Source organism: Bradyrhizobium amphicarpaeae (assembly GCF_002266435.3).
Classification (GTDB): Bacteria; Pseudomonadota; Alphaproteobacteria; order Rhizobiales; family Xanthobacteraceae; genus Bradyrhizobium; species Bradyrhizobium amphicarpaeae.
Genome location: NZ_CP029426.2, coordinates 323,210 through 346,577, shown reverse-complemented (window position 1 = coordinate 346,577; position 23,368 = coordinate 323,210). Strand labels below are relative to the sequence as shown.

Here is a 23,368-nt window from a genome sequence, read left to right as displayed (position 1 = left end):
GCGCTTCTATGCGAGAACCGGGCGCAAGACAACGTTGGACCATGCCTTAGGGACGTGGATGCAGTCGCCTGAGGCCGGCATGGCCACAATCCCCACCCGGACCAGTCTCTATCTGACGCTGGCAGCCTTCGCCGACGAGGTGGTCGGCACGCTGGCGCACCTGATTGCCTATGTGGGGGCGCTCGCTTTGTTTGCCATCCTCGCCCTCGCGGCGCTCGGCCAGCTGCCCGAACTGCGCGACGACGCGCCGGTGCTGAAGCCGGGCTGGAGCACGGCCGACCGCTCGCATCCGGCCTTCGCCCTGAGCCGGACCGATTCATCAGAGAAACCAGCCTCTTACACCATCCTCCGGCATCCCGAAGGCGGCCGCAAAGACGTAATGCGCTGGACGGGCGCGGCGGACCAGCCGCTGGCCGGGCTCGAAATCTATCGGGAAGGCGGCGAATTCGACGTGGCACAGCCCGTCGCGATGGACCTCGCCGTCCAGATGGGCCTCGGAGCTGGGACCCCGCTCGAGCAGGCCGGCTTGATCGAGACGAAATTCGGCCCCGTCGCCCTGTTCCGGCCGATCGGCGCGGACAAGGGGATTCCGGCCTGCCTCGGCTACCTCAAGCGCAACGAGGAGCCCGGCTTGCAGATCTCCGGCTTCTCCTGCCAGGGCGAGACAATGCCCGCACGGCGTGCGGCGATCGCCTGCACGCTGAACCGGCTGACGCAGCTCGCCTCGGGCAACGAGCCGAAGCTGGCGGAATTTTTCGCCCGTGCCGAGCTGAAGCGCCGCGGCTGCGACGTCGCGGGCTCGCCGGACTGGCTGCTGGGCGCGGCCAACGCGCAATTGCGCGGGGCGCTTTGACTTACGTCAAGCTCCTGCATCAAGCTCAAGTGGCTGGTATTGATGCAACTTTTGCCTGTGCGCACGATTATTCCGAGCCGGTGTGACCCAATAGACCTAGTTGTGCCCACCCCGGCCGGGCTAGTATGAGGATGAAATCGACTGGCGGCCTGCCGCCTGAAGGGGACGTGATGAGCTCGAAATTCTCTGCCAAATTGGCGACCATGCTTGCAGCGGGCGCCGTGATTGCAACGTCCCTTGTGACGCCCGCCTCGGCCGACAACAAGACCAAGCGCTATGACGAGCGCGGCCGGCACTATTACGGCCCGAGCGGCCCCAACGCCGTCTACCAGCAGGGCCGCACCCGCATCTATGTCAGCAAGCGCTCCTGGCTCGACGGCGGCACCGAGGTCAATCCGGGCGACCGCAAGTTCTCCGACTACGCCTTCCCGCCGGCCGTGGGCTATCCGACCTTCGCCCGCGAGAATCTCAACCGCCCGATCGACCGCCAGCCGCTCTCGCCGCCACAGGACGTCGGCGGCTATCCGCAGAATTTCCCGCTGTACTGAGCGGAGTTACCGACCGAATCAAAACGGCCGGGCTCGCGCCCGGCCGTTTTTCTTTTGGAAGGTGCCGTAGGGCGGGCAAAGGCGCCCTTGCGCCGTGCCCACCCGACGAGACCGGTTGTTCAAGCGAGATTCGGTTTAAGCGTTCGCCGCGGGATCGTAACGCCTGCAGAACTCTTCGATCGCCTCGGAGCGGAAATCGGCGAGACGCTCGAAAACGAGCTCATCCGGCCAATCCCACCAGGCGATGCGGCGCAGGCTGTCCGCGACCGAAGCAGGAAAGCGCTGGCGGATCGGGCGCGCGGGGACGCCGCCGACGATGGTGTAGGGCTCGACATCGCGGCTGACGACCGCGCCTGCCGCGATCACCGCGCCGTCGCCGACATTCACGCCGGGCAGCAGGATGGCGGCGTGCCCGATCCAGACATCGTTGCCGACGATGACGCGGTCGCCGCGACGGTCCGCGAAGAAGTCACGGTCGCGCGTCACCCCCGCCTCGTAATATTCCGGAACATAGGTGAAGCGATGCTGCGACGGCCGGCCCATCGGATGATTGGGCGCACCGATCCGCACCGAATTGGCGATGGCCGTGAACTTTCCGATTTCCGCGTCGGCGATTTCGCAATTCTCGCCGAGATAGGAGTAATCGCCGAGCGAGGCATATTCGATGCGGGTGTGGCTGAGAATTTCGCAGCGTCGCCCGATCTGCGCCTCGCGCCGGCGCACCGTGTCGTGGACGAACGTTTCCGCGATCTTGGGGCGTGACGTGTCCATGAGGCGGCTCCGAAAGAAAGTCGTAGATCGTAGCCCGGGTGAGCGAAGCGACACCCGGGAACGCTGCAGGCAAAGACCCGGATGTCGCTTTCGCTCATCCGGGCTACGACCGAACGGCTTACGCGTGCAGCTTCTGCAATTCCTTCAGGATCGCTTCGCCCATCTGCGTGGTCGAAGCGGCGGTGGTGCCCTCCGACTTGATGTCGGCGGTGCGCAGACCGCTGGCGAGCACCGCGGCGATGGCCGCGTCGACCTTGTCGGCGAGCGCGCCCATGTCGAAGGAATAGCGCAGCGCCATGCCGAAGGACGAGATCATCGCGATCGGATTGGCGAGGCCCTGGCCGGCGATATCAGGCGCCGAGCCGTGCACGGGCTCGTACAGCGCCTTGCGCTTCTTGCTCTTCACATCGACCTCGCCGAGCGAAGCCGAGGGCAGCATGCCGAGCGACCCCGTCAGCATCGCCGCGATGTCGGACAGCATGTCGCCGAACAGATTGTCGGTGACGATGACGTCGAACTGCTTCGGCGCCTTCACCAGCATCATGCCACCGGAATCGGCGAGCTGATGCTCGAGCGTGACATCGGGATATTCGCGCTTGTGGACCGCCGTCATGACCTCGTTCCAGAGCACGCCCGACTTCATGACGTTGCGCTTCTCCATCGACGTCACCTTGTTCTTGCGCTTCCGCGCGAGCTCGAAGGCGACGCGGCCGATGCGCTCGATCTCATAGGTGTCGTACACCTGGGTATCGATGGCGCGCTTCTGACCGTTGCCGAGATCGGTGATGGTCTTGGGCTCGCCGAAATAGACGCCGCCGGTGAGTTCGCGCACGATCATGATGTCGAGGCCTTCGACCGCCTCACGCTTCAGGCTGGAGGCATCGGCCAGCGCCGGGTAGCACACGGCGGGGCGGAGGTTGGCGAACAAAGCCAGATCCTTGCGCAGGCGCAGCAGGCCGGCTTCAGGGCGCACCTCGTAGGGCACCGCGTCCCATTTCGGGCCACCGACCGCGCCGAAGATGATGGCATCGGCGGCAAGCGCCTTGGCCATGTCGCCCTCGGAGATCGACACCTTGTGCGCGTCATAGGCGGAGCCGCCGACGAGGCCGGTATCGGTCTCGAACTTGGCGATCCCGGCCGAATTGAGCCAGTCGATCAGCCGCTTCACCTCGCCCATCACCTCGGGGCCGATACCGTCGCCGGGAAGCAGCAGCAGTTTGTGGGTCGCCATGACGTTCTTCCTCCGTTTCGTCATGGCCGGGCTTGACCCGGCCATCCACGTTCTCGCTTGCGACGCGAAGAACATGGATGCCCGGCACAAGGCCGGGCATGACGGCCTCTCGTGAATTTCGGCCGGAGTGCTAGAGCGGCGTTGCGCGCTTGGCAAGACACCATTGCCGCGGCGCGGCTGTGCAAGGCGGGCGGGGCCTGCCACAGTGCGGCACGCCGGAGTATCCCTTGCACACACCTGACCGCCCCCCGCCCGACGCGCACCCCGCGCGGCTGATCCTGACCCTGTCGCTGGCCGCCACGGTCGGGCTTGGCATCGGCCGCTTTGCCTATGCGCTGGTGCTGCCGGACATGCGGGAGGACCTCGGCTGGTCCTACTCGGCGGCCGGATTCATGAACACCATCAACGCCGTCGGCTATCTCGTCGGCGCGCTGGTGGCGTCGCGCCTGATCCAGCGCGTCGGCTGGTCGGCGGCGATCCGCGGCGGGACTTTGGCCTGCGTCGCCGCGCTCGCCACTTGCGCGCTGACGGGGAATTTCGTCGCGCTGAGCCTGGCGCGCCTGGTGCTGGGTCTCGGCGCCGCGGCCGGCTTCGTCGCCGGCGGCGCGCTCGCTGCGACCATCGCGCAATCGCGCCCCGAGCGGGCCAATTTCCTGCTCAGCCTGTTCTATGCCGGGCCCGGCATCGGCATCCTGTCCTCAGGGCTGATCGCTCCGTTCACGCTGCAATATTTCGGGCCGGGCTCGTGGTGGATCGTGTGGTGGGCGCTGACGCTGCTGTCCATCACGATGACGATCCCGCTGTTTCTGATCCGCATCGAGAGCAGCGTCCGCTTCTCCGAGGGCAGCCACGCCGCCTTCGCCATTCTCCCCGTGCTGATCTATCTCGCCGGCTACTTCCTGTTCGGCGCGGGCTACATCGCCTACATGACCTTCATGATCGCTTATGTGCGCGACGGCGGCGGCGGAGCCGCGGCGCAGGCCGCGTTCTGGGGCCTGATCGGGTTGAGCGCCTTCGTCACGCCCTGGGCCTGGCGCGGCGTGCTGGCGCTCGATCGCGGCGGGCTCGCCACCGCCATCATCCTGGGCACCAACGCGCTCGGTGCGGCGCTGCCGATGCTGGGGCATTCGCCGGCATGGCTCGCGGTCTCGGCGATCGTGTTCGGCGTCGCCTTCTTCGCCGTGGTCGGCTCGACCACCGCCTTCGTGCGCTTCAACTATCCGCCGGCGATGTGGCCGACCGCGATCGCGGCGATGACGATCTCGTTCGGTGTCGGCCAGACGCTGGGGCCAATCGTGGTCGGCGCGATCACGGATGCGCTGGGGAGCCTGAGCTACGCGCTCAATGTGTCAGCTGCATTGCTGGCGCTCGGCGCGGTTGCGGCGTTGTGCCAGCGGAAGGTAGGGCCGGCCAAGCAATCGGTGCCGTAGGGTGGGCAAAGGCGCACTTGTGCCGTGCCCACCATCTCTCTCGAATCGCAACAAATTCGTGGGCACGCTTCGCTTTGCCCACCCTACGAAATTGCGACAGCGGTGCTAGCTCCCGCTGAACGAATTATACCCCTGGTCTTCCCAATAGCCGCCCTTGTAGTCGTTGGTGACTTCCATCGAGACGACGTATTTCGGGTTCTTGAAGCCGAGCTTTGTCGGCACGCGGATCTTCATCGGGAAGCCATAGGCGCGCGGCAGAATTTCGTTGGCATATTTGAACGTCATCTGCGTCTGCGGATGCAGCGCGGAGCGCATGTCCAGAGGCGAGTTGTAGCCGTCCTTGTCGGCGCACTGGAACCAGACGTATTTGGCGCGCGTGTCGGCGCCGATCAGCTTGAGGAAATCGCGCAAGGGCGTGCCGGTCCAGCTGCCGATCGCGCTCCAGCCCTCGACGCAGATGTGGCGGGTGATCTGCGAGACCTGCGGCAGCTTGTAAAGCTCGTCCAGCGTCCAGGATTTCTTGTTGTCGACGAGGCCGCGCACTTCGAGCTTCCAATCCGCCGCCGAGACGTCGGGCGCATCGTCGAGATCGTAATAGGCATTGAACGGAAACGGCTTCGTGATCGCGCTCTCGGGGAAGGTCGGCGCCAGCGCGTCGGGGTTGAAGATGAAGGCCTGCACCGAATCGTTGAATTTCGAGATCCGGGCCAGCATGTTTTCAGCCGAGGACGAATCGACGACGTCGCAGCCGGTGAGCAGCGTCAGCGCGCCCAGGCTGGCGCCGCCCGCGATGAAGCGGCGGCGGGTGACGTCGGGCATGGTCTTGATGGAGTCCTTGATCAGCAGCCGCTTGTCGACGCCGGGGATCAGGAATGAGCGCTTGGCCATGACTTGCTCCCTCAACGGCCGATGATCATGGCGCGCAGGCTCTTCGGCACGAGCAGCGCGAGCAGGACGTGGATGACGAGGAACGCGCAGATCGCGGCCATGCAGAAGAAATGGATGTAGCGCGCGGTCGGGTAGTCGCCGAACAGTGAGACGAGCCAATGCAGCTGCACCGGCTTCCACATCCCCAGGCCCGTGAGCACGATCAGCACGCCGATCACGATGATGCCGGCGTAGAGCGTGCGCTGCACGTAATTGTAGACGCTGAGATCGTCATGGCCGAGCTTGAAGGTCAGCGCAGCCCTGACGTCGTGGAGCACGCCGGACGGGGTGATTGGTAACAGCTTCTTGCGGAAACGGCCGGTGGCGAAGCCGGTGACGAGGTAGGCGAGGCCGTTGACCATCAACAGCCACATCGCGGCAAAATGCCAGAGCAGGCCACCGCCGAGCCATCCGCCGAGCGTGTATTCGCGCGGAAAACTGAAGCCGAACAGCGGCGAGGCGTTGTAGATCTGCCACCCCGACAGGATCATCAGGATCATGGCCAGTGCATTGACCCAGTGCATGACGCGGACCCAGGCCGGCTGGATCACTTTGGCCGGGTTGGCCCTGACCTGCTCGTCGCTGACTGTAAGGCTCGCCATGATGGTTCCGTCCTGAGGATCGTGTGTCGGCAATTATACGCCGAGCCGCCGGCTTTCGTTACGTCCTTCTCAGCCATTGAATCGATGCCGCCAGGCTATGGCGGTCACAAAAAGGCGAGCCGGGCACCCCCGGCTCGCCATCTCGAAACATCCTGTCGGGGATGAAACAGGAGCTTGCGGTGTTACGACGCCGGCATCAGCACGGTGTCGACGACATGGATGACGCCGTTCGACTGGTTGACGTTCGGGATGGTGACGGTGGAGGAGCCGCCCTTGGCGTCGACGATCATGACGGAGCTGCCCGACTTCTTCACGGTAAGCTCCTCGCCCTCGACGGTCTTCAGCTTCTGGCCGTCCTTGAGGTCGGAGGCCTCGAGCTTGCCGGGGACGACGTGGTAGGTGAGGATCTTGGTCAGCGTCGCTTTGTTCTCGGGCTTGACCAGGTTGTCGACGGTGCCGGCCGGCAGCTTGCCGAAGGCGGCGTTGGTCGGCGCGAACACCGTGAACGGACCCTTGCCTTCCAGCGTCGGCACCAGGCCGGCCGCCTTCACCGCCGCCACCAGCGTGGTGTGGTCCTTCGAATTGACCGCGTTCTGCACGATGTTCTTGGACGGGAACATCGCGGCGCCGCCGACCATGACGGTCTTTTCCTCGGCGCGGGCAGGCGCGACGACGGTCGCGGTGATGGCGAGGGCGCTGAAGGCGGCGGCAGCGAGATAGGCAATGCGCTTCGACATGGAGAGACTCCCGATTGGATTGTGACCGGCGATGGCCGGCGTTTGCGTTGGGGCAACAACGACGGCTGCGACCTTTTGGCTTGGAGCAGCAGCGCCGTCGTTGGACCGAACTACGGGAGGGTTCGCCGTGCGGTTTCGGATTAAAATTCTTTGTGATGCGTGAAACTATGCGCGGGGAAGTTCGTGTAAGGCGTGCGCGAAGCAAAAGGTGCCGCAGGGCGGGCAAAGGCGCGAAGCGCCGTGCCCACCATCTCTGCATGATTGAGAGACATGGTGGGCACGCTTCGCTTTGCCCAGCCTATGGCAGGGCGCCCGTTGCGGCAGTTGTGCCCGCCTCAATCCCTGTTGTTCGGCGTCTGGATGAAGCCGCGATTATGCGTCGGGCTGATCAACACCTCGTTGATGCAGACGCGCGCCGGCATGCTCGCGATGAAGGCGATGGTGCGGCCGAGATCTTCGGACTGCAGCATCTTCGCCTGCTCGTCCTCGCTCGGCACCACCGGGCGCAGCTTGAGGATGGGAGTGGCCACCTCGCCCGGCATCAGGCAGCAGGCGCGCAGGCCGTTGACGCATTCGTCCATGTTGAAGGAATGGGTCAACGCCAGCACTGCATGTTTGGTGGTGGTGTAGGCCGGGCCCGGCATCTTCGAGACGTGGCGGCCGGCCCAGGACGAGACGTTGATGATCGCGCCGTCCTGCTGCTTGCGCATCGTCGGCAGCACCGCGCGCATGCAATAGAGCACGCCGTTGAGATTGACCTGGACCAGTTGGTCCCAGCCTTCCAGTTCCATGTCCTTCCAGCTGCGCTTGGGAATATTAATGCCGGCGTTGTTGACCAGGAGGTCGATGCGGCCGTGCCTAGCGACGATCTGATCGGCGGCTTTCTGGGCTTGCGCGGCGTTGGAGACGTCCAACGCGATGGCCTCGGCCGCCCCGCCGGCCCCGGCAATCTTTGCCACCACGCCATCCAGGGCGTCCTTGCGCCGGCCCGATACCACCACCGTCCAGCCGTCGGCAGCCAGCGCCTCGGCGCCGGCCTCCCCGATCCCGCTGCCGCCACCCGTGACCCAGGCTACGCGTTTCCCGTTTTTTGACATGCAAACTGTCTCCGTTGCTTCATCGGGGCGGTTTTTGCTAATCCAGCCCTCGGTTTGACCGGCCTTCGCCGGCGAGGAATGTTGCATGAACCCAGCTGCCAACGCCAATCTGTTTTCCCGACTGTTCGACGGCCTGGACGACCCTGCGCGCCTCGCGATCGAGACGCAGGACGGCGGCCAGATCAGCTATGGCGATCTGATCGCACGGGCCGGGCAGATGGCGAATGTGCTGGTCGCGCGCGGCGTGAAGCCCGGCGACCGGGTCGCGGTGCAGGTCGAAAAGTCCGTCGCCAATATCGTGCTGTATCTCGGCACGGTCAGGGCCGGCGCGGTCTATTTGCCGCTCAACACCGCCTATACGCTGAACGAGCTCGATTACTTCATCGGCGACGCCGAGCCGTCGCTGGTGGTCTGCGATCCCTCCAAGGCCGAAGGCCTCGCCCCGATCGCCGCCAAGGTAAAAGCGAAGATCGAGACGCTTGGGCCCGACGGGAAGGGTTCGCTGACGGAGGCCGCCGACAAGGCGAACCCCGAATTCGCCACCGTGGCGCGGGCGAGCGACGATCTCGCCGCGATCCTCTACACCTCGGGCACGACAGGGCGCTCCAAGGGCGCGATGCTGACGCATGACAATCTGGCGTCGAACTCGCTCTCGCTCGTCGGCTACTGGCGTTTCACCGACCAGGACGTGCTGATCCACGCACTGCCGATCTATCACACCCACGGCCTGTTCGTGGCGACCAACGTGACGCTGTTCGCACGTGCCTCGATGATCTTCCTGCCGAAGCTCGATCCGGATTTGATCATCAAGCTGATGGCGCGCGCCACGGTGTTGATGGGCGTGCCGACCTTCTACACGCGGCTTCTGCAAAATTCCGCGCTGTCGCGCGACACCACGAAGCATATGCGGCTGTTCATCTCGGGTTCGGCGCCGCTGCTGGCGGAAACCCATCGCGAATGGTCGGCGCGGACGGGGCATGCCGTGCTGGAGCGCTATGGCATGACCGAAACCAACATGAACACGTCGAACCCCTATGACGGCGAGCGCGTGCCCGGCGCGGTCGGCTTTCCCTTGCCCGGCGTCTCCGTCCGCGTCACCGAACCCGAGACCGGCAAGGAGCTGCCGCGCGAAGAGATCGGCATGATCGAGGTGAAGGGCCCGAACGTCTTCAAGGGCTATTGGCGCATGCCGGAGAAGACCAAGTCCGAATTCCGGCCCGACGGCTTCTTCATCACCGGCGACCTCGGCAAGATCGACGGCAAGGGCTACGTCCACATTCTCGGCCGCGGCAAGGATCTCGTGATCTCCGGCGGCTTCAACGTGTATCCGAAAGAGATCGAAAGCGAGATCGACGCCATGCCGGGCGTGGTGGAATCCGCCGTGATCGGCGTGCCGCATGCCGATTTCGGCGAGGGCGTTACGGCGGTGCTGGTTTGCAACAAGGGCGCGGACGTGAGCGAAGCCTCGGTCCTGAAGGCGCTCGACGGGCGTCTCGCAAAATTCAAGATGCCCAAGCGCGTCTTCGTCGTCGACGAACTGCCGCGCAACACGATGGGCAAGGTGCAGAAGAACGTGCTGCGCGATACGTACAAGGACATTTACGCAAAGAAATAGGGGCGATCGCTCAAGGGGATGGGGGGACATGAACCGAGAGCAAGCCAAGAAGGTACACAAGCATCTGCTCGATGCAGCCGCCGCATTCCGGCGAGCGGAGGCCGCGATCGTCGAGGTCGGCGATGACGGCACAAGGCTATTTGCAGAACCGCTCGTAACGGCAGTTTTCCATTTGCAATTCGAGCTTCTGCGACTGATCTACAAGCGATTTCCCGACCTTGAACCGCCGGGACCGCCTGCCACCATCCACGGCACACTTCGGTGGGAAGACGCTTCACTTCCGTCCTCTGTGCTGGAGACCGATTTGGATCGCGTCATTTTCTCTGTCATGGAGCCACGATGGCAGAAGGTGGCAATGATCCTGTATCGCGCGGTTGAGAGGGTCGAAAAAGAAGAAGCGCTAGCGGCTCCTGTCGATTTTGAGGTCTTTGCAGCCCGCATTCAGGCGTTGGTCGATGCCGATCTTCTGGAAGCGCAAGGCAATCTTCAAATGTGGGGCCACAGCGAAGTGAGATTGAAGGACCGGGCGGTCAATTAGTGTCCGCCGACCAAGCTCAGCACGAATCGGCTGCCAACGACAAATAGATAGCAGCCGAACGCCACCTCCAGCGTCCGCTTCGACATCGCATGCGCGGCCCGCACGCCCAGCGGCGCGGTGACGAGGCTCATCGGCATCACCAGCACGGCGCCGATCAGCGAGACGTAGCCGAGCGCGAACGGCACTTGCAGCGCTGCAACGGCCGGATAGTTCGCCGCCGCCGGCCAGCCGGCATAGATGTAGCCGAGCGCGCCGGGGATCGAGATCAAGACCGCAAGCGCCGACGATGTTGCCACCGCCTGATGGATCGGGCGGCCGTAGAACGTCATCAGCAGATTCGAGAACAGGCCGCCGCCGATGCCCATCAGGGTCGAGAGGATGCCGACACAGAAGCCGTAGACGCGCATCAGCGGGCCCTTCGGCAGGTCGTCACCGAACTTCCAGCCTTCGCGCGCGAAGATCAGTCGCGCCGCCGCCGAATAGGCGACGCAGACGAACACGATCTTGAACAGCCGCTCCGGCGCATAGCGCGCGACGACGCTCCCCGAGACGACGCCGATCACGATCGGCAGCCACCAGACCCGCAGGATCGCCAAGTCGACGGCGCCGCGCTTGTAATGCGCCTGGAACGAACGGATCGAGGTCGGGATGATCACCGCGAGCGAGGTGCCGATGCAAAGCGGCATCCGCACCTCCAGCGGCACGCCGGCGATGCGGAAGCATTCGTAGAACACCGGCACGAGAATCGCGCCGCCGCCGATGCCGAACACGCCGGCCAGGAATCCCGAAAGCGCGCCGGTTGCGATCAGCAACAGCGCGAGCTCGACGATGTCCTTGATATCCAGTCCTGCAATCACCCTGACCTGCCCCGGCGACCGGTCGCAACTTCTCCGAGATTCGGGTTCGAAGACGGCTGCGTTCGCAGCTTTAGGCGATCTGATTGGCCCGGTCGACGCTCGGGACGTTCCGGCTGGGGTGGATTGCGGGCTGCGCATATCCTCGGCCGTAGCGGGCAGGGCCGGCGCGCAGGGGTCCGGGTCGCCTCGGTCGCGGAGAGGGCTACTGGGGCCGCGCGGACCAGCCGGAGCGAGCGGCAGGCCCCGGACGGAGGGTTAGAGGCGTTCCAATAGTGTTTTCAATGCGCCTCGCGCGCCCCTAAAGCAATGAATTCTTATTCGTAGTTTAGCTGGCGGACCGGCGCTCTGGTATACCAAGCCCCTGATTGGCCTTGTTTCATCAAGGCTCTAGAGCTGAATCACAGTTCGATTTATGGCAATTTGGAGATTGCGCAGGCCAAATCGACTCCGTAAATAGAGCCGACCTTTCCGATCCCCGCGCGCCCCTGCCGGGCCGCCATAAAACATCAAAGCCCATGACCGCACGGATCGAACGACCACTCTCGCCGCACATGCAAGTGTACCGCTGGACGCTGACGATGGCTCTGTCCATCATCCATCGCGCCACCGGTATTGCTCTCTATTTCGGAACCCTGCTGCTGGTCTGGTGGCTGGTTGCCGCGGCTTCCGGCCCTGCCGCCTACGCGCACGTCCAGGCCTTCGCAGGCAGCATCATCGGGCGGCTGATCGTGTTCGGCTACACCTGGGCGCTGATGCACCATATGCTCAGCGGCATCCGGCATTTCATCTGGGACCTCGGCTACGGCTTCAAGGCCAATGAGCGGGAAGCGCTAACCTGGGGCGCACTGATCGGCGGTATCGCGCTGACGGTGCTGATCTGGATCGTCGCCTATGCGAACGGAGGTGGCCGATGAGCGCATCCGATACGCCGAAGCGCAGCCTGCGCACCCCGCTCGGCCGCGTCCGCAATCTCGGCGCCGCGCATTCCGGCACGTCCGATTTCTGGCGCCAGCGCATCACCGGCGTCGCCATGACGCTGCTGATGATCCCGGCGCTGGTCATCATCGTGATGCTGCTCGGCCGCAACCAGGTCTACGTTGCGCAGACCCTGAGCTCGATTCCCGTCGCGGTGATCCTGCTCCTCTTCATCTTCGCCAGCGCCTGGCACATGAAGATCGGCATGCAGGTGGTGATCGAGGACTACGTCCATAACGAGAAGCTGAAGCTCGTCTCGGTCATGCTCAACAATTTCTTCTCGGTCGCCGTGGCGCTCGCCTCGACCTACGCGATCCTGAAACTGTCCTCCGGAGTGTAACCCATGGCTACGGGAACATCGGCCACCACAACGAATGGCACGGGCAACGGCGCTCCCGCCACCAACGGGAAAGCCTATCCGATCGAAGACCACACCTATGACGTCGTCGTGGTCGGTGCCGGCGGCGCGGGCCTCCGCGCCGTGGTCGGCTGCAGCGAAGCCGGCCTGAAGACGGCCTGCATCACCAAGGTGTTCCCGACCCGCTCGCACACGGTCGCGGCGCAGGGCGGCATCTCGGCCTCGCTCGGCAACATGCACAAGGACGACTGGCGCTGGCACATGTACGACACCGTGAAGGGGTCGGACTGGCTCGGCGACCAGGACGCGATCGAATACATGGTGCGCAACGCGCCCGACGCGGTCTACGAACTCGAGCATTGGGGCGTGCCGTTCTCGCGCACCGAGGACGGCAAGATCTACCAGCGCCCGTTCGGCGGCATGACCATGGACTTCGGCAAGGGCCAGGCGCAGCGCACCTGCGCCGCCGCCGATCGCACCGGTCACGCCATGCTGCACACGATGTACGGCCAGTCGCTGCGCCACGCCGCCGAGTTCTTCATCGAGTTCTTCGCCATCGACCTGATCATGGACGACCAGGGCACCTGCCGCGGCGTCATCGCGCTCAAGCTCGACGACGGTACGCTGCACCGCTTCCGCGCCCAGACCGTGATCCTGGCGACCGGCGGCTACGGCCGCGCCTACGCCTCCTGCACCTCGGCCCACACCTGCACCGGCGACGGCGGCGGCATGGTGCTGCGCGCCGGCCTGCCGATGCAGGACATGGAGTTCGTGCAGTTCCACCCGACCGGCATCTACGGCTCGGGCTGTCTCGTCACCGAGGGCGCGCGCGGCGAAGGCGGCTATCTCGTCAACTCCGAGGGCGAGCGCTTCATGGAGCGCTATGCGCCGTCGGCCAAGGACCTCGCCTCGCGCGACGTCGTCTCGCGCGCGATGACCATCGAGATCCGCGAGGGACGCGGCGTCGGCAAGAAGAAGGACCACATCTTCCTGCATCTCGACCATCTCGATCCCGCCGTTCTGGCCGAGCGCCTGCCGGGCATCTCCGAATCCGCGAAGATCTTCGCCAATGTCGACGTGACGCGCGAGCCGATCCCGATCGTGCCGACCGTGCACTACAACATGGGCGGCATCCCCACCAACTATCACGGCGAGGTGCTGACCAAGCGTGACGGCGACGACAACGCCATCATCCCCGGCCTGATGGCGATCGGCGAAGCCGCCTGCGTCTCGGTGCACGGCGCCAACCGGCTCGGCTCCAACTCGCTGATCGATCTCGTCGTGTTCGGCCGCGCCGCGGCGCTGCGTCTCGCCGAGAAGCTGACGCCGAACGCCAAGCAACCCGAGCTGCCGGCGAACTCGTCGGATCTCGCGCTCGGTCGCCTCGACCATTACCGCTACGCCTCCGGCGGCACGCCGACCGCGAAACTGCGCGAAGGCATGCAGAACGTGATGCAGACCAATTGCGCGGTGTTCCGCACCGGCGAAGTGCTGAGCGAAGGCCAGAACCTGATCGAGAAGGTCCACAGCGGCATCACCGACATTGCCGTGTCCGACCGCTCGCTGGTGTGGAATTCCGACCTGATCGAGACGCTGGAATTCGACAATCTGATCTCGCAGGCGGTGGTGACGATGAACTCGGCCGCCAATCGCACCGAGAGCCGCGGCGCGCATGCGCGCGAGGACTTCTCCGATCGCGACGACAAGAACTGGATGAAGCACACGCTGGCCTGGCTGGAGGACTCCGGCAAGGTCAAGATCGAGTATCGTCCGGTTCACGACTACACCATGACCAACGACGTGCAGTACATCCCGCCCAAGGCGCGCGTGTATTGATCAGGACTCGTCATGCGCGGGCTTGACCCGCGCATCCATCTTTCGAAGAGATGGATTGCCGGGTCAGGCCCGGCAATGACGGAAGAAACCAGAGGCAGGACTTATGGTTGAATTCGCACTTCCGAAGAACTCCAAGATCACTGGCGGCAAGACCTGGCCGAAGCCCGCGGGCGCGACCGAGACCCGCGAGTTTCGCGTCTATCGCTGGAATCCGGACGACGGAAAGAATCCGAGCGTCGACACCTATTACGTCGACACCAATGATTGCGGTCCGATGGTGCTGGACGGCCTGATCTGGATCAAGAACCACATCGACCCGTCGTTGACCTTCCGCCGCTCCTGCCGCGAAGGCGTCTGCGGCTCCTGCGCCATGAACATCGACGGCCAGAACACGCTGGCCTGCACCCGCTCGATGCACGACGTGAAGGACGGCGCGGTGAAGATCAATCCGCTGCCGCACCAGCCGGTCGTGAAGGACCTCGTCCCCGACCTCACCAATTTCTACGCGCAATACGCTTCCGTCGAGCCGTGGCTGAAGACGACCTCGCCGACGCCGCAGAAGGAATGGAAGCAGAGCCACGAGGATCGCGAGAAGCTCGACGGCCTCTACGAGTGCATCCTGTGCGCCTGCTGCTCGACCTCGTGCCCGAGCTATTGGTGGAACAGCGAACGTTATCTCGGCCCCGCCGCGCTGCTGCAGGCCAACCGCTGGGTGTCCGATTCGCGCGACGAAGCGACCGGCGAGCGGCTCGACAATCTCGAGGATCCGTTCCGGCTGTATCGCTGCCACACCATCATGAACTGCGCCAAGGCCTGCCCGAAGGGTCTCAATCCGGCCGAAGCCATCGCCGAGCTCAAGCTCAAGATGGTCGAGCGCCAGATCTGATCTGGAGTTACGCGCAGCCGGCGGCTAGTGATGCTCGGCGATACGCTTGATGCCGGGCGGGGGCGGTGAATACGATGGCGCCTTGCGCCATCATTGGTGAGAAGACGGCGCGCGCAATGCGGGACCAGCACGACGCCTGAACACCGCCTTTTGTCCCTCGGGAACTCAATGGAACCCGCCGAGTTCCATCGCGTTGTCCGCGCATGAACAAGCTGGCCGGTAAGCGTGAACGGGGCGGGAAACCGCCCATCGTCAAGATCGAAGGCGAGAGCGGCGACGAAGTCAGTCCTCCGCCGCCCGAACTGGTCGAGCCCGACCCCAAGCTCTCGCCCGAAGAGGCCGAGCAGGCGCGCAAGGATTACCTGCTGACGCGCTTCTGGATCAGCGCGCGCGGTTTCTGGGGCCGCAAGGGCGACCGTCTCGCCTGGCCATTCTCGCTGGGCCTTGGCCTCCTGATCGTTCTCACCGTCGCCTTCCAGTACGGCATCAACGTCTGGAATCGGGCGATCTTCGACGCGATCGAGAAGCGTGAGGCTGCGACCGTCTTCCATCTCACCGCGATCTTCTTCCCGCTCGCGATCGGCAGCATCGTGCTCGGCGTCGCCCAAGTCTTCGCACGAATGGGAATCCAGCGGCGGTGGCGCGCCTGGCTGACCAACAGCGTGCTGACGCGCTGGCTCAAGAACGGTCGCTACTACCAGCTCAACCTCGTCGGCGGCGACCACAAGAATCCAGAATACCGGATTGCCGAGGATCTGCGCATCTCGACCGACTCGCCGGTCGATTTCCTCGCCGGCGTGACCTCGGCGATGCTCTCGGCCGCGACCTTCATCGTCGTGCTCTGGACCATCGGCGGTGCGCTCACCGTCACGATCAGTGGCACGACGCTCACCATTCCCGGCTTCCTCGTGATCGCCGCGATGCTCTATGCCGCGATCGCTTCGGGCTCGATTCTGGTGATCGGACGCCAGTTCGTGCAGGTGTCCGAGGACAAAAACCAGGCGGAAGCCGACTTTTGCTACACGTTGACACGCGTGCGCGAGAACGGCGAGAGCATTGCGCTGCTCGGCGGCGAGGAGGAAGAGCGCGACGGCATCGACCGCAACTTCACCAACGTGCTGCGACAATGGGCGCGGCTCGCCGGCCAGCACATGCGCACCACGCTGGTGTCGCAGGGGTCGAGCCTGGTTGCGCCGGTCGTGCCGCTTTTGCTTTGCGCGCCGAAATTTCTCGACGGCAGCATGACGCTGGGTCAGGTGATGCAGGCGGCCTCCGCCTTCACCATCGTGCAGAGCGCGTTCGGCTGGCTGGTCGACAATTATCCGCGGCTGGCCGACTGGAACGCCTGCGCGCGCCGCATCGCCTCGCTGATGATGTCGCTCGACGGCCTCGAACGCGCCGAGCAGGGCGACGGCCTCGGCCGCATCAAGCGCGGCGAGACCAGCAACGAAGCGATGCTGGAGATGAAGGATCTCTCTGTCACGCTCGACGACGGCACCGCCGTGGTCGGCGAGACCGAAGTGGTGATCGAGGCCGGCGAACGTCTGCTGGTCGCCGGCGAATCCGGCACCGGCAAGAGCACGCTGGTGCGCGCGATCGCGGGCCTGTGGCCATGGGGCGGCGGCAGCGTCAACTTTCATCCCGACCGGCGCCTGTTCATGCTGCCGCAACGGCCCTACGTGCCGTCCGGATCCTTGCGCCGCGCCGTTGCCTATCCCGGAGCCGAAGACGACTGGACCGTCGAGGAAATCGGCGGGGCCCTGCACAAGGTCGGGCTCGATCATCTCAAGGAGAAGATCGAGGAGGATGCGCCCTGGGACCAGACCCTGTCGGGCGGCGAGAAACAGCGCCTCGCCTTCGCGCGATTGCTGCTGCACAGCCCCGACATCGTCGTGCTGGACGAAGCCACCTCTGCGCTCGACGAGAAGAGCCAGGACAAGATGATGAAGATGGTGACGGACGAACTGCCGAAGGCGACCATCGTCAGCGTCGCGCATCGCGTCGAGCTGGAAGCCTTCCACAGCCGCAAGATCGTGCTGGAGCGCCGTAAGGGCGGCGCCAAGCTCGTCAGCGACATCGAGCTGATCCCACGCAAGGGCAAGCGCAAGCTGCTCGGGCGATTTCTGCGGCAGCGGAAGAAAGCGGCGTGAAATCCGGGCTACATTCTTTTCCCACGACGTTGGAGTCCTCGGCAAAACCGGCTATGCATGCGCCGCTTGCAACGAGGATCGCCTGCTTGACGACCGACAATGCCCTTTCAACCGCGCCGTTCGGCGCGTTTGCGCCCAATGCGGCGCAGGCTGCGATCGTTCGCCTCGCGCAGCGGTCGGGGCTGAAGCGCGGCGCGTTCCGGCCATGGATGTCGCGGCTGGTCAATGTGCTGGGCGACGGCCCGCTCGACGTGCAATATCAGGGCGCATCGTTCCGCTTCTATCATCAGGGCAGCGCGACCGAACGCGGCGCGCTGTTCAATCCCGATTACAATCTCGACGAGCTCGATTTTCTGCGCCGGCACACCCCGGCGGGCGGCACCTTCGTGGACGTCGGCGCCAATGTCGGCACGTTTGCGCTGGTGATGGCGCGGCAGGTCGGCACCAAGGGCAAGGTGGTCGCGATCGAGCCGCATCCGCTGACGTTTGGACGGCTTTCGTTCAATCACGCCGCGTCGAAGACGGCGCAGGTGCGCCTGGTACAGGCTGCGGCCGGCGACAGCGACGGCGAGCTGATGATCGAGAGCTGCGGCAATCTTGGCGCCACTCACGTCGTCACCGGCCCGGCGAGCGCCGAGGCCATCAAGGTGCCGTCGCTGCGGCTGACAAGCATTCTCGACGATGCCGGCGTTGCCCAAGTCGATTCGCTGAAGATCGATGTCGAGGGTTTCGAGGACCGCGTGCTGATCGGCTTCTTCCGCAACGCGCCGCCCGCGCTATGGCCGCGCGCGGTCGTCATCGAGCATCTGTCACAAAACGAATGGCAGCAGGATTGTATTGCCGACATGGTCGCACGTGGATTCGCGATTGCGCGCAGGACACGAAGCAATACGTTCCTCTCGCGCTGACAAGGACGAAGGAGGTTGCGATGATCGACCATCTGGGTTTCTCAGTCTCCGACTATGAGCGCGCCAAGGCGTTCTACGCCAAGGCGCTGGCCCCGCTCGGCTACGTCCTGATCATGGAGGTCACGGCGGAGCAGACCGGCCACGCCGCCGCCGCCGGCTTCGGCGCCGACGGCAAGCCGGATTTCTGGATCGGCGGCGAAGGCGCCATGAACAAGCCGGTGCATGTCGCGATCGCGGCCAAAGACCGCGCCACCGTCGATGCCTTCTACAAGGCGGCCATCGCGGCCGGCGGCCGGGACAACGGCCCGCCCGGCATCCGCCCGCATTACCATGCGAACTACTACGGCGCTTTCGTGCTCGATCCCGATGGCCACAACATCGAGGCCGTGTGCCACGCACCGGCATAGGCCTTGGTTCCGGCAGGAACATCGTTCCATGCTGGTCGTTGTCGTTCCTTGCAGAAGGAGCACGATATGGCCAATGACAATAATGGCGATGTGGACCGCGCCTGGGATCTGATGAAAAAGATCGGCTTCGCGATGCTGGTGACGCGCGACGGCGACAAGCTGCGTGCCCGGCCGATGAGCGCTTTTCTCGATCGCGACGCCAACACGATCTTCTTCCTGACCGACGCGCGGCGCCACAAGGACGAGGAGATCGCACGCAATCCCTCCATCAACCTGTCGTTCGCCGATGCGGGCAGCCAGAAATATGTTTCGCTGACGGGTACCGCTGTCGTCTCCAACGACCGCGCCAAGATCAAGGAATTGTTTTCGACGCCGGCGAAGGCATGGTGGGACAGCGCTGAAGACCCCAACATCCGCGTGCTCAAGATCACGCCCGACGATGCCGAATTCTGGGATTCGCCCGGCACCGTGATCTCCTATGTGAAGATGGCTGCGGCGGCGGTGACGAACACGCGTCCCGACCTCGGCGAGAACCGCAAGGTCTCGCTGTGATGCCGATCGAGCAGCCCGAGATTCCACCTTCGACACCGGGGACTCCGACGGAGCCGCCGCCGGGAATTCCGCCCGGCAGTCCACAGCCTGAAATCGCACCGCCGGTGCGCGAGCCCGGCGCGCCGCCGCCGCCCGACGAATTGCCGGGCCGCATGCCTGAAGAGATTCCGTCACGCGGTCCGAACGGACCGCTGACCCCGAATCCTGCGACGGATGCAAATCCGCCGCAGGATCGCACCTGAAGCGACCGATTACATGCGGGCAATTGCAACCAGCGCCTGAATGCGCAATGAACATTGCCGGAGTGACGTGATTTCCGTGCAGAAATAAATCGAGCGGCGACCGCTTCGCCCGCCACAATCCGGCCTAACGCGTAGCTGTTCATCCCAACACTTCGTCAAAGAACCTTCCGGGGAAGTTCACCATCATGACCAATCTTCGTTTCGTGCTGCTTGCGACGACGGCGCTGACCGCGATGCAATTCGCAAGCTCCGCATCGCAAGCGCAAAGTGCGCCGCCGCTCGTGGTCGCGCAGGCGCAGCCTCAAGACACAGGCCCTGACGGAAAACCGAAGCAAGCGCCGAAGGGACCGCCAGCGGCTGCGCCGCCTGCTGCGCCCGCGCGCCCGGCCGCTCCGCCACCCGCCGTTGCACCGCCCCGCCCGCCCGCTGCGCCGCCGCCGGCCGCCGCACCGCCGCGTCCCGCCGCGCCGCCACCGCCTCCGCCGCCACCTGCGGCCCGTCCGGCGCCGCCGCCGCCACCCCCGCCGCCTGCTGCCCCGAAGCAGCCGTCGCCGCCTCCGGCCGCGGCGCCGCAGCAGCATGCCCCGACACCTCCGCCGCCTGCGGCACGCCCGGCTCCGACGCCGCCTCCCGCAGCAGCACCGCAGCACACGCCGCCCACGCCGCCGCCTTCGGCTCGCCCGACTCCGCCGCCTCCGCCACCTCCGGCAGCGGCTCCCTCGGCACGACCCGCGCCTGCGCCCACCGCGACACCGCCAGCTCCGACGGCAGGGCCTGCGGCCCGCCCCGGCTTAACTGCGCCGGCACCAACGCCTGCGCCGACCGCAACGCCCGCTCCCGGCGCAGCGCCCGCCGGCCGCCCCGGCACACCGCCGCCCGGGCGTCCCGGCGCGCCTCCGCCTCCTCCAGCAGGATCACCGGCTCCCGGTGCCACGCCCGCTCCGACAGCGACGCCTGCTCCCGGTGGCACGCCGCCGACGACGCCTTCTGGACGACCAGGTGCGGCCGCGCCTGCGCCTGGCGCAACCCCTTCCCCAACTGCGACGCCGGCCCCTGCCCAACAGGGCGGCACGCCGCCCGCGGGAGCGCCCGCAGCCGGAACTCCGACTGCCGGGCCGCAGGCTGGCGCTCCGCCACGGCCGCCGGCGCCTCCCGCCGGCGTCGCGGCACCGAGCAGCGTATCGGGCTCGGCGGCCGCAACGCCGCCGCCCGACAGGGTGCGGAATGCTCCGCCGACGATTTCACCGGCGTTCCGGGCCGCGCCGACAGTCTCGGCGCCCTTGCCGCCTGCGCCGCGTCCGCCGCAGCGTGACCTGAAGCCGCTCGCGATCGGTGCAGGCGTGGTGGCTGGCGCCGTGATCGGCGCCACCATCGCCGACCTCCACAACCAGCGGCGCGAGACCATCGAAGGCGGGCGCACCGTCTACACCGAACCGGACCGCATCATCATCCGCGATCCGGGCGGGCAGGCCTATGTCCGCGGCAACGATCTCTATCGCTTCCGCTATGGCGCTCGCGACATCCGCACCGATACCGTGGGCGGGGAAACCCGCACCGTCGTGGTGCGTCCCGACGGCAGCGAGATCATCACCGTGGTCGGCGCGGACGGCCGGCTGATGCGGCGCATCCGCAGGGATCCCCGCGGGCGCGAGATCATCATCATCGACAACACCTACCGCGATCCGCGCGCGGTCGGCGGCTTCTATGTCGACGTGCCGCCGCCGGTGGTGAACATCCCCTATGATCGCTACATCGTCGACGCCCAGGAGGCGTCGCCGGACGTGATCTACCAAACCATGGTTGCACCGCCGGTGCAGCGGATCGATCGGCGTTACTCGCTCGACGAGATCCGCTACAGCCCCAATGTTCGCATGCAGATGCCGAGCATCGATGTCAACACGATCATCTTCGAAACGGGATCGTGGACTATCCCGCCGGACCAGGCGGCGCGGCTGCAGGTGATCGCCGACGGCCTCAACCAGGCAATCCAGCGCAACCCGCGCGAGGTGTTCCTGATCGAGGGACACACCGACGCGGTCGGCAACGAGGTCGACAATCTGTCATTGTCGGACCGCCGTGCGCAGTCCGCAGCCGAATTGCTGACGCAGCAGTTTGGTGTGCCCGCCGAGAACCTGACGTCGCAGGGCTACGGCGAGCAATATCTGAAGGAGCAGACGCAAGGGCCGAGCGCGATCAACCGTCGCGTCACGATCCGCAACATCACGCCGTTGCTCAACGGCGGCCAGGCCTCGCTGCCGCCGCCCCCGCCCGGCACCGCGCCGCCGCGCTGAGGCGAACACGAATGCAAAATGGCCGGGAGCAATCCCGGCCATTTTTGTTTGGGGTGGTCGCCCGGATGAGCGAAGCGACATCCGGGAATCTGTCCACCTGGTGAGAAAGTCCCGGATGTCGCTTCGCTCAAACGGGCTACAAGAGCATCATCCCTTGTCGCTCTCCAGCCTGAAGATCTGCGAGCCTTCGCTGCCCGAGAGCAGGCCGGTGTCGCTGTAAAGCTTCAGCTTGGTGCGGGTGTCGGCGATGTCGAGATTGCGCATGGTCAGCTGGCCGATGCGGTCGGCCGGCGAGAACGCGGCATCCTCGACCTTCTCCATGCTGAGCCTTTCAGGCGCATAAGTGAGGTTGGGGCTCTCGGTGTTGAGGATCGAATAGTCGTTGCCGCGGCGCAGCTCCAGCGTGACTTCGCCGGTGACGGCGCGCGCGACCCAGCGCTGCGCGGTCTCGCGCAGCATCAGGGCCTGCGAGTCGAACCAGCGGCCCTGGTACAGCAGGCGGCCGAGCCGCATGCCGCTGATGCGGTACTGCTCGATGGTGTCTTCGTTATGGATGCCGGTGACGAGGCGCTCATAGGCGATGTGCAGCAGCGCCATGCCGGGCGCTTCATAGATGCCGCGGCTCTTCGCTTCGATGATGCGGTTCTCGATCTGGTCGCTCATGCCGAGACCGTGACGGCCGCCGATCGCGTTGGCTTCGAGGAACAGCGCGACGGGATCGGCGAAGCTCTGGCCGTTCAGCGCTGTCGGCTGGCCTTCCTCGAAACGCACCACGACCTTCTCGGCCTTCACGGCACAGTCGTCGCGCCAGAACGGCACGCCCATGATCGGGTTGACGATCTTGATGCCGCTGTCGAGGCTCTCGAGGTCCTTGGCCTCGTGCGTGGCGCCGAGCAGATTGCTGTCGGTCGAATAAGCCTTCTCGGCGCTCATCTTGTAGGCGAAGCCCTGCGCGGTCATGAACGCCGACATTTCGGCGCGGCCGCCGAGCTCGTCGATGAACTGCTGGTCGAGCCAGGGCTTGTAGATCTTCAGGCCGGGATTGGTGAGCAGGCCGTAGCGATAGAACCGCTCGATGTCGTTACCCTTGAAGGTCGAGCCGTCGCCCCAGATGTTGACGCCGTCTTCCTTCATCGCCGCGACCAGCATCGTGCCCGTCACCGCGCGCCCGAGCGGCGTCGTGTTGAAATAGGTGATGCCGCCGGTCGAGATATGGAAGGCGCCCGACTGGATCGCGGCGATGCCTTCATGGACCAGCTGCGTGCGGCAATCGACGAGCCGGGCCTTCTCGGCGCCGAACTCCATCGCCTTGCGCGGGATCTCGTTGTAGTCGGCCTCGTCGGGCTGGCCGAGATTGGCGGTGTAGGCGTAGCAGCGCGCGCCCTTCTGCTTCATCCAGAGCAGCGCCGCAGACGTGTCGAGGCCGCCGGAAAAAGCGATGCCGACTTTCTCACCCTTGGGCAGGCTTTTCAGGATCGTGGTCATGGCGCTTCCAATCGGGTCTCAAGGGCTGATGTCATGGACGGGTTTGACCGCGCGAATATCAAATTTCGCGGG

23 protein-coding genes are annotated in these 23,368 nt (G+C 65.3%); 15 read left to right on the top strand and 8 right to left on the bottom strand.

Translation table 11 applies throughout. From position 1 onward, the window contains the following. The first annotated feature begins 58 nt into the window (after positions 1 to 58). The gene (locus CIT40_RS01685; protein ID WP_094890243.1) at positions 59 to 853 is read left to right on the top strand and encodes a hypothetical protein; all 795 of its coding nucleotides are present in this window, start codon (positions 59 to 61) and stop codon (positions 851 to 853) included. Positions 854 to 978: 125 nt separating this feature from the next. Then, positions 979 to 1,401 (top strand): hypothetical protein, encoded by a 423-nt coding sequence (locus CIT40_RS01680; RefSeq protein ID WP_094890242.1) that lies wholly within the window; start codon positions 979 to 981, stop codon positions 1,399 to 1,401. 135 nt (positions 1,402 to 1,536) lie between these two features. On the opposite strand, the gene CIT40_RS01675 is transcribed toward CIT40_RS01680, so the two are convergent. Beyond that, positions 1,537 to 2,172 carry a DapH/DapD/GlmU-related protein gene (locus CIT40_RS01675; RefSeq protein WP_094890241.1) on the bottom strand — a complete coding sequence of 212 codons (636 nt, stop codon included), beginning with the start codon at positions 2,170 to 2,172 and terminating at the stop codon, positions 1,537 to 1,539. A 118-nt stretch (positions 2,173 to 2,290) separates the two neighbouring features. After that, positions 2,291 to 3,403 (bottom strand): 3-isopropylmalate dehydrogenase, encoded by a 1,113-nt coding sequence (leuB, locus tag CIT40_RS01670; protein ID WP_094890240.1) that lies wholly within the window; start codon positions 3,401 to 3,403, stop codon positions 2,291 to 2,293. Between the two features lie 227 nt (positions 3,404 to 3,630). Between leuB and CIT40_RS01665 the strand changes: the two genes are divergently transcribed. Beyond that, the gene (locus CIT40_RS01665; RefSeq protein WP_094890239.1) at positions 3,631 to 4,833 is read left to right on the top strand and encodes a YbfB/YjiJ family MFS transporter; all 1,203 of its coding nucleotides are present in this window, start codon (positions 3,631 to 3,633) and stop codon (positions 4,831 to 4,833) included. A 105-nt stretch (positions 4,834 to 4,938) separates the two neighbouring features. Here CIT40_RS01665 and CIT40_RS01660 read toward each other — a convergent pair whose 3' ends face one another. The 4 genes from CIT40_RS01660 to CIT40_RS01645 form a co-directional block, all read right to left on the bottom strand. Next, on the bottom strand, positions 4,939 to 5,721 hold the full coding sequence (locus CIT40_RS01660; protein WP_094890238.1) for a molybdopterin-binding protein: 783 nt from the start codon (positions 5,719 to 5,721) through the stop codon (positions 4,939 to 4,941). Between the two features lie 11 nt (positions 5,722 to 5,732). Then, positions 5,733 to 6,362, bottom strand: a complete 630-nt coding sequence (locus CIT40_RS01655) for a cytochrome b/b6 domain-containing protein (protein WP_094890237.1) — start codon at positions 6,360 to 6,362, stop codon at positions 5,733 to 5,735. A gap of 182 nt (positions 6,363 to 6,544) precedes the next feature. Beyond that, the gene (locus CIT40_RS01650; RefSeq protein WP_094890236.1) at positions 6,545 to 7,099 is read right to left on the bottom strand and encodes a fasciclin domain-containing protein; all 555 of its coding nucleotides are present in this window, start codon (positions 7,097 to 7,099) and stop codon (positions 6,545 to 6,547) included. A gap of 335 nt (positions 7,100 to 7,434) precedes the next feature. After that, complete coding sequence (locus CIT40_RS01645; RefSeq protein ID WP_094890235.1) at positions 7,435 to 8,196, bottom strand: SDR family oxidoreductase; 762 nt, start codon at positions 8,194 to 8,196, stop codon at positions 7,435 to 7,437. A gap of 85 nt (positions 8,197 to 8,281) precedes the next feature. On the opposite strand from CIT40_RS01645, the gene CIT40_RS01640 reads away from it, so the two are divergent. Next, positions 8,282 to 9,811 (top strand): malonate--CoA ligase, encoded by a 1,530-nt coding sequence (locus CIT40_RS01640; RefSeq protein ID WP_094890234.1) that lies wholly within the window; start codon positions 8,282 to 8,284, stop codon positions 9,809 to 9,811. A gap of 28 nt (positions 9,812 to 9,839) precedes the next feature. After that, on the top strand, positions 9,840 to 10,349 hold the full coding sequence (locus CIT40_RS01635) for a hypothetical protein (RefSeq protein ID WP_094890233.1): 510 nt from the start codon (positions 9,840 to 9,842) through the stop codon (positions 10,347 to 10,349). Here CIT40_RS01635 and CIT40_RS01630 read toward each other — a convergent pair. After that, positions 10,346 to 11,206 (bottom strand): sulfite exporter TauE/SafE family protein, encoded by an 861-nt coding sequence (locus CIT40_RS01630; RefSeq protein WP_094890232.1) that lies wholly within the window; start codon positions 11,204 to 11,206, stop codon positions 10,346 to 10,348. The two genes, CIT40_RS01635 and CIT40_RS01630, sit on opposite strands and share 4 nt — an antisense overlap. A gap of 515 nt (positions 11,207 to 11,721) precedes the next feature. Between CIT40_RS01630 and sdhC the strand changes: the two genes are divergently transcribed. The 10 genes from sdhC to CIT40_RS01580 all read left to right on the top strand — a co-directional run bounded on the left by sdhC (position 11,722) and on the right by CIT40_RS01580 (position 21,811). Next, positions 11,722 to 12,120 (top strand): succinate dehydrogenase, cytochrome b556 subunit, encoded by a 399-nt coding sequence (gene sdhC, locus CIT40_RS01625; protein WP_094890231.1) that lies wholly within the window; start codon positions 11,722 to 11,724, stop codon positions 12,118 to 12,120. Beyond that, complete coding sequence (gene sdhD / locus CIT40_RS01620; protein WP_094890230.1) at positions 12,117 to 12,521, top strand: succinate dehydrogenase, hydrophobic membrane anchor protein; 405 nt, start codon at positions 12,117 to 12,119, stop codon at positions 12,519 to 12,521. Before sdhC ends, sdhD begins: the two co-directional genes overlap by 4 nt. Positions 12,522 to 12,524: 3 nt before the next feature. After that, positions 12,525 to 14,375, top strand: coding sequence for a succinate dehydrogenase flavoprotein subunit (gene sdhA / locus CIT40_RS01615; protein WP_094890229.1), 1,851 nt, complete (start codon positions 12,525 to 12,527; stop codon positions 14,373 to 14,375). A 103-nt stretch (positions 14,376 to 14,478) separates the two neighbouring features. After that, positions 14,479 to 15,261 (top strand): succinate dehydrogenase iron-sulfur subunit, encoded by a 783-nt coding sequence (locus CIT40_RS01610; RefSeq protein ID WP_094890228.1) that lies wholly within the window; start codon positions 14,479 to 14,481, stop codon positions 15,259 to 15,261. Positions 15,262 to 15,464: 203 nt separating this feature from the next. Next, positions 15,465 to 17,411, top strand: a complete 1,947-nt coding sequence (locus CIT40_RS01605) for an ABC transporter ATP-binding protein/permease (protein ID WP_094890227.1) — start codon at positions 15,465 to 15,467, stop codon at positions 17,409 to 17,411. Between the two features lie 86 nt (positions 17,412 to 17,497). Further along, positions 17,498 to 18,319 (top strand): FkbM family methyltransferase, encoded by an 822-nt coding sequence (locus CIT40_RS01600; protein WP_162307811.1) that lies wholly within the window; start codon positions 17,498 to 17,500, stop codon positions 18,317 to 18,319. Between the two features lie 20 nt (positions 18,320 to 18,339). After that, the gene (locus CIT40_RS01595; RefSeq protein ID WP_094890225.1) at positions 18,340 to 18,726 is read left to right on the top strand and encodes a VOC family protein; all 387 of its coding nucleotides are present in this window, start codon (positions 18,340 to 18,342) and stop codon (positions 18,724 to 18,726) included. Between the two features lie 66 nt (positions 18,727 to 18,792). Beyond that, positions 18,793 to 19,278 (top strand): pyridoxamine 5'-phosphate oxidase family protein, encoded by a 486-nt coding sequence (locus CIT40_RS01590; protein ID WP_094890253.1) that lies wholly within the window; start codon positions 18,793 to 18,795, stop codon positions 19,276 to 19,278. Beyond that, positions 19,278 to 19,520, top strand: coding sequence for a hypothetical protein (locus tag CIT40_RS01585; protein WP_094890224.1), 243 nt, complete (start codon positions 19,278 to 19,280; stop codon positions 19,518 to 19,520). The genes CIT40_RS01590 and CIT40_RS01585 overlap by 1 nt, the downstream gene beginning before the upstream one ends. 185 nt (positions 19,521 to 19,705) lie before the next feature. Then, positions 19,706 to 21,811, top strand: a complete 2,106-nt coding sequence (locus CIT40_RS01580) for an OmpA family protein (protein ID WP_109862241.1) — start codon at positions 19,706 to 19,708, stop codon at positions 21,809 to 21,811. A gap of 147 nt (positions 21,812 to 21,958) precedes the next feature. Here the strand turns inward: CIT40_RS01580 and argG are convergent, their stop codons facing one another. Continuing rightward, positions 21,959 to 23,296 carry an argininosuccinate synthase gene (gene argG / locus CIT40_RS01575; protein ID WP_094893203.1) on the bottom strand — a complete coding sequence of 446 codons (1,338 nt, stop codon included), beginning with the start codon at positions 23,294 to 23,296 and terminating at the stop codon, positions 21,959 to 21,961. Positions 23,297 to 23,368: the final 72 nt, after the last annotated feature.

Coding starts and splice junctions, on each gene's coding strand:
- CIT40_RS01685 (WP_094890243.1), top strand. CDS start 59: ATGCAGTCGCCTGAGGCCGGCATGGCCACAATCCCCACCCGGACCAGT.
- CIT40_RS01680 (WP_094890242.1), top strand. CDS start 979: ATGAGGATGAAATCGACTGGCGGCCTGCCGCCTGAAGGGGACGTGATG.
- CIT40_RS01675 (WP_094890241.1), bottom strand. CDS start 2,172: ATGGACACGTCACGCCCCAAGATCGCGGAAACGTTCGTCCACGACACG.
- leuB (WP_094890240.1), bottom strand. CDS start 3,403: ATGGCGACCCACAAACTGCTGCTGCTTCCCGGCGACGGTATCGGCCCC.
- CIT40_RS01660 (WP_094890238.1), bottom strand. CDS start 5,721: ATGGCCAAGCGCTCATTCCTGATCCCCGGCGTCGACAAGCGGCTGCTG.
- CIT40_RS01655 (WP_094890237.1), bottom strand. CDS start 6,362: ATGGCGAGCCTTACAGTCAGCGACGAGCAGGTCAGGGCCAACCCGGCC.
- CIT40_RS01650 (WP_094890236.1), bottom strand. CDS start 7,099: ATGTCGAAGCGCATTGCCTATCTCGCTGCCGCCGCCTTCAGCGCCCTC.
- CIT40_RS01645 (WP_094890235.1), bottom strand. CDS start 8,196: ATGTCAAAAAACGGGAAACGCGTAGCCTGGGTCACGGGTGGCGGCAGC.
- CIT40_RS01640 (WP_094890234.1), top strand. CDS start 8,282: ATGAACCCAGCTGCCAACGCCAATCTGTTTTCCCGACTGTTCGACGGC.
- CIT40_RS01635 (WP_094890233.1), top strand. CDS start 9,840: ATGAACCGAGAGCAAGCCAAGAAGGTACACAAGCATCTGCTCGATGCA.
- sdhC (WP_094890231.1), top strand. CDS start 11,722: ATGACCGCACGGATCGAACGACCACTCTCGCCGCACATGCAAGTGTAC.
- sdhD (WP_094890230.1), top strand. CDS start 12,117: ATGAGCGCATCCGATACGCCGAAGCGCAGCCTGCGCACCCCGCTCGGC.
- sdhA (WP_094890229.1), top strand. CDS start 12,525: ATGGCTACGGGAACATCGGCCACCACAACGAATGGCACGGGCAACGGC.
- CIT40_RS01610 (WP_094890228.1), top strand. CDS start 14,479: ATGGTTGAATTCGCACTTCCGAAGAACTCCAAGATCACTGGCGGCAAG.
- CIT40_RS01605 (WP_094890227.1), top strand. CDS start 15,465: ATGAACAAGCTGGCCGGTAAGCGTGAACGGGGCGGGAAACCGCCCATC.
- CIT40_RS01595 (WP_094890225.1), top strand. CDS start 18,340: ATGATCGACCATCTGGGTTTCTCAGTCTCCGACTATGAGCGCGCCAAG.
- CIT40_RS01590 (WP_094890253.1), top strand. CDS start 18,793: ATGGCCAATGACAATAATGGCGATGTGGACCGCGCCTGGGATCTGATG.
- CIT40_RS01585 (WP_094890224.1), top strand. CDS start 19,278: ATGCCGATCGAGCAGCCCGAGATTCCACCTTCGACACCGGGGACTCCG.
- CIT40_RS01580 (WP_109862241.1), top strand. CDS start 19,706: ATGACCAATCTTCGTTTCGTGCTGCTTGCGACGACGGCGCTGACCGCG.
- argG (WP_094893203.1), bottom strand. CDS start 23,296: ATGACCACGATCCTGAAAAGCCTGCCCAAGGGTGAGAAAGTCGGCATC.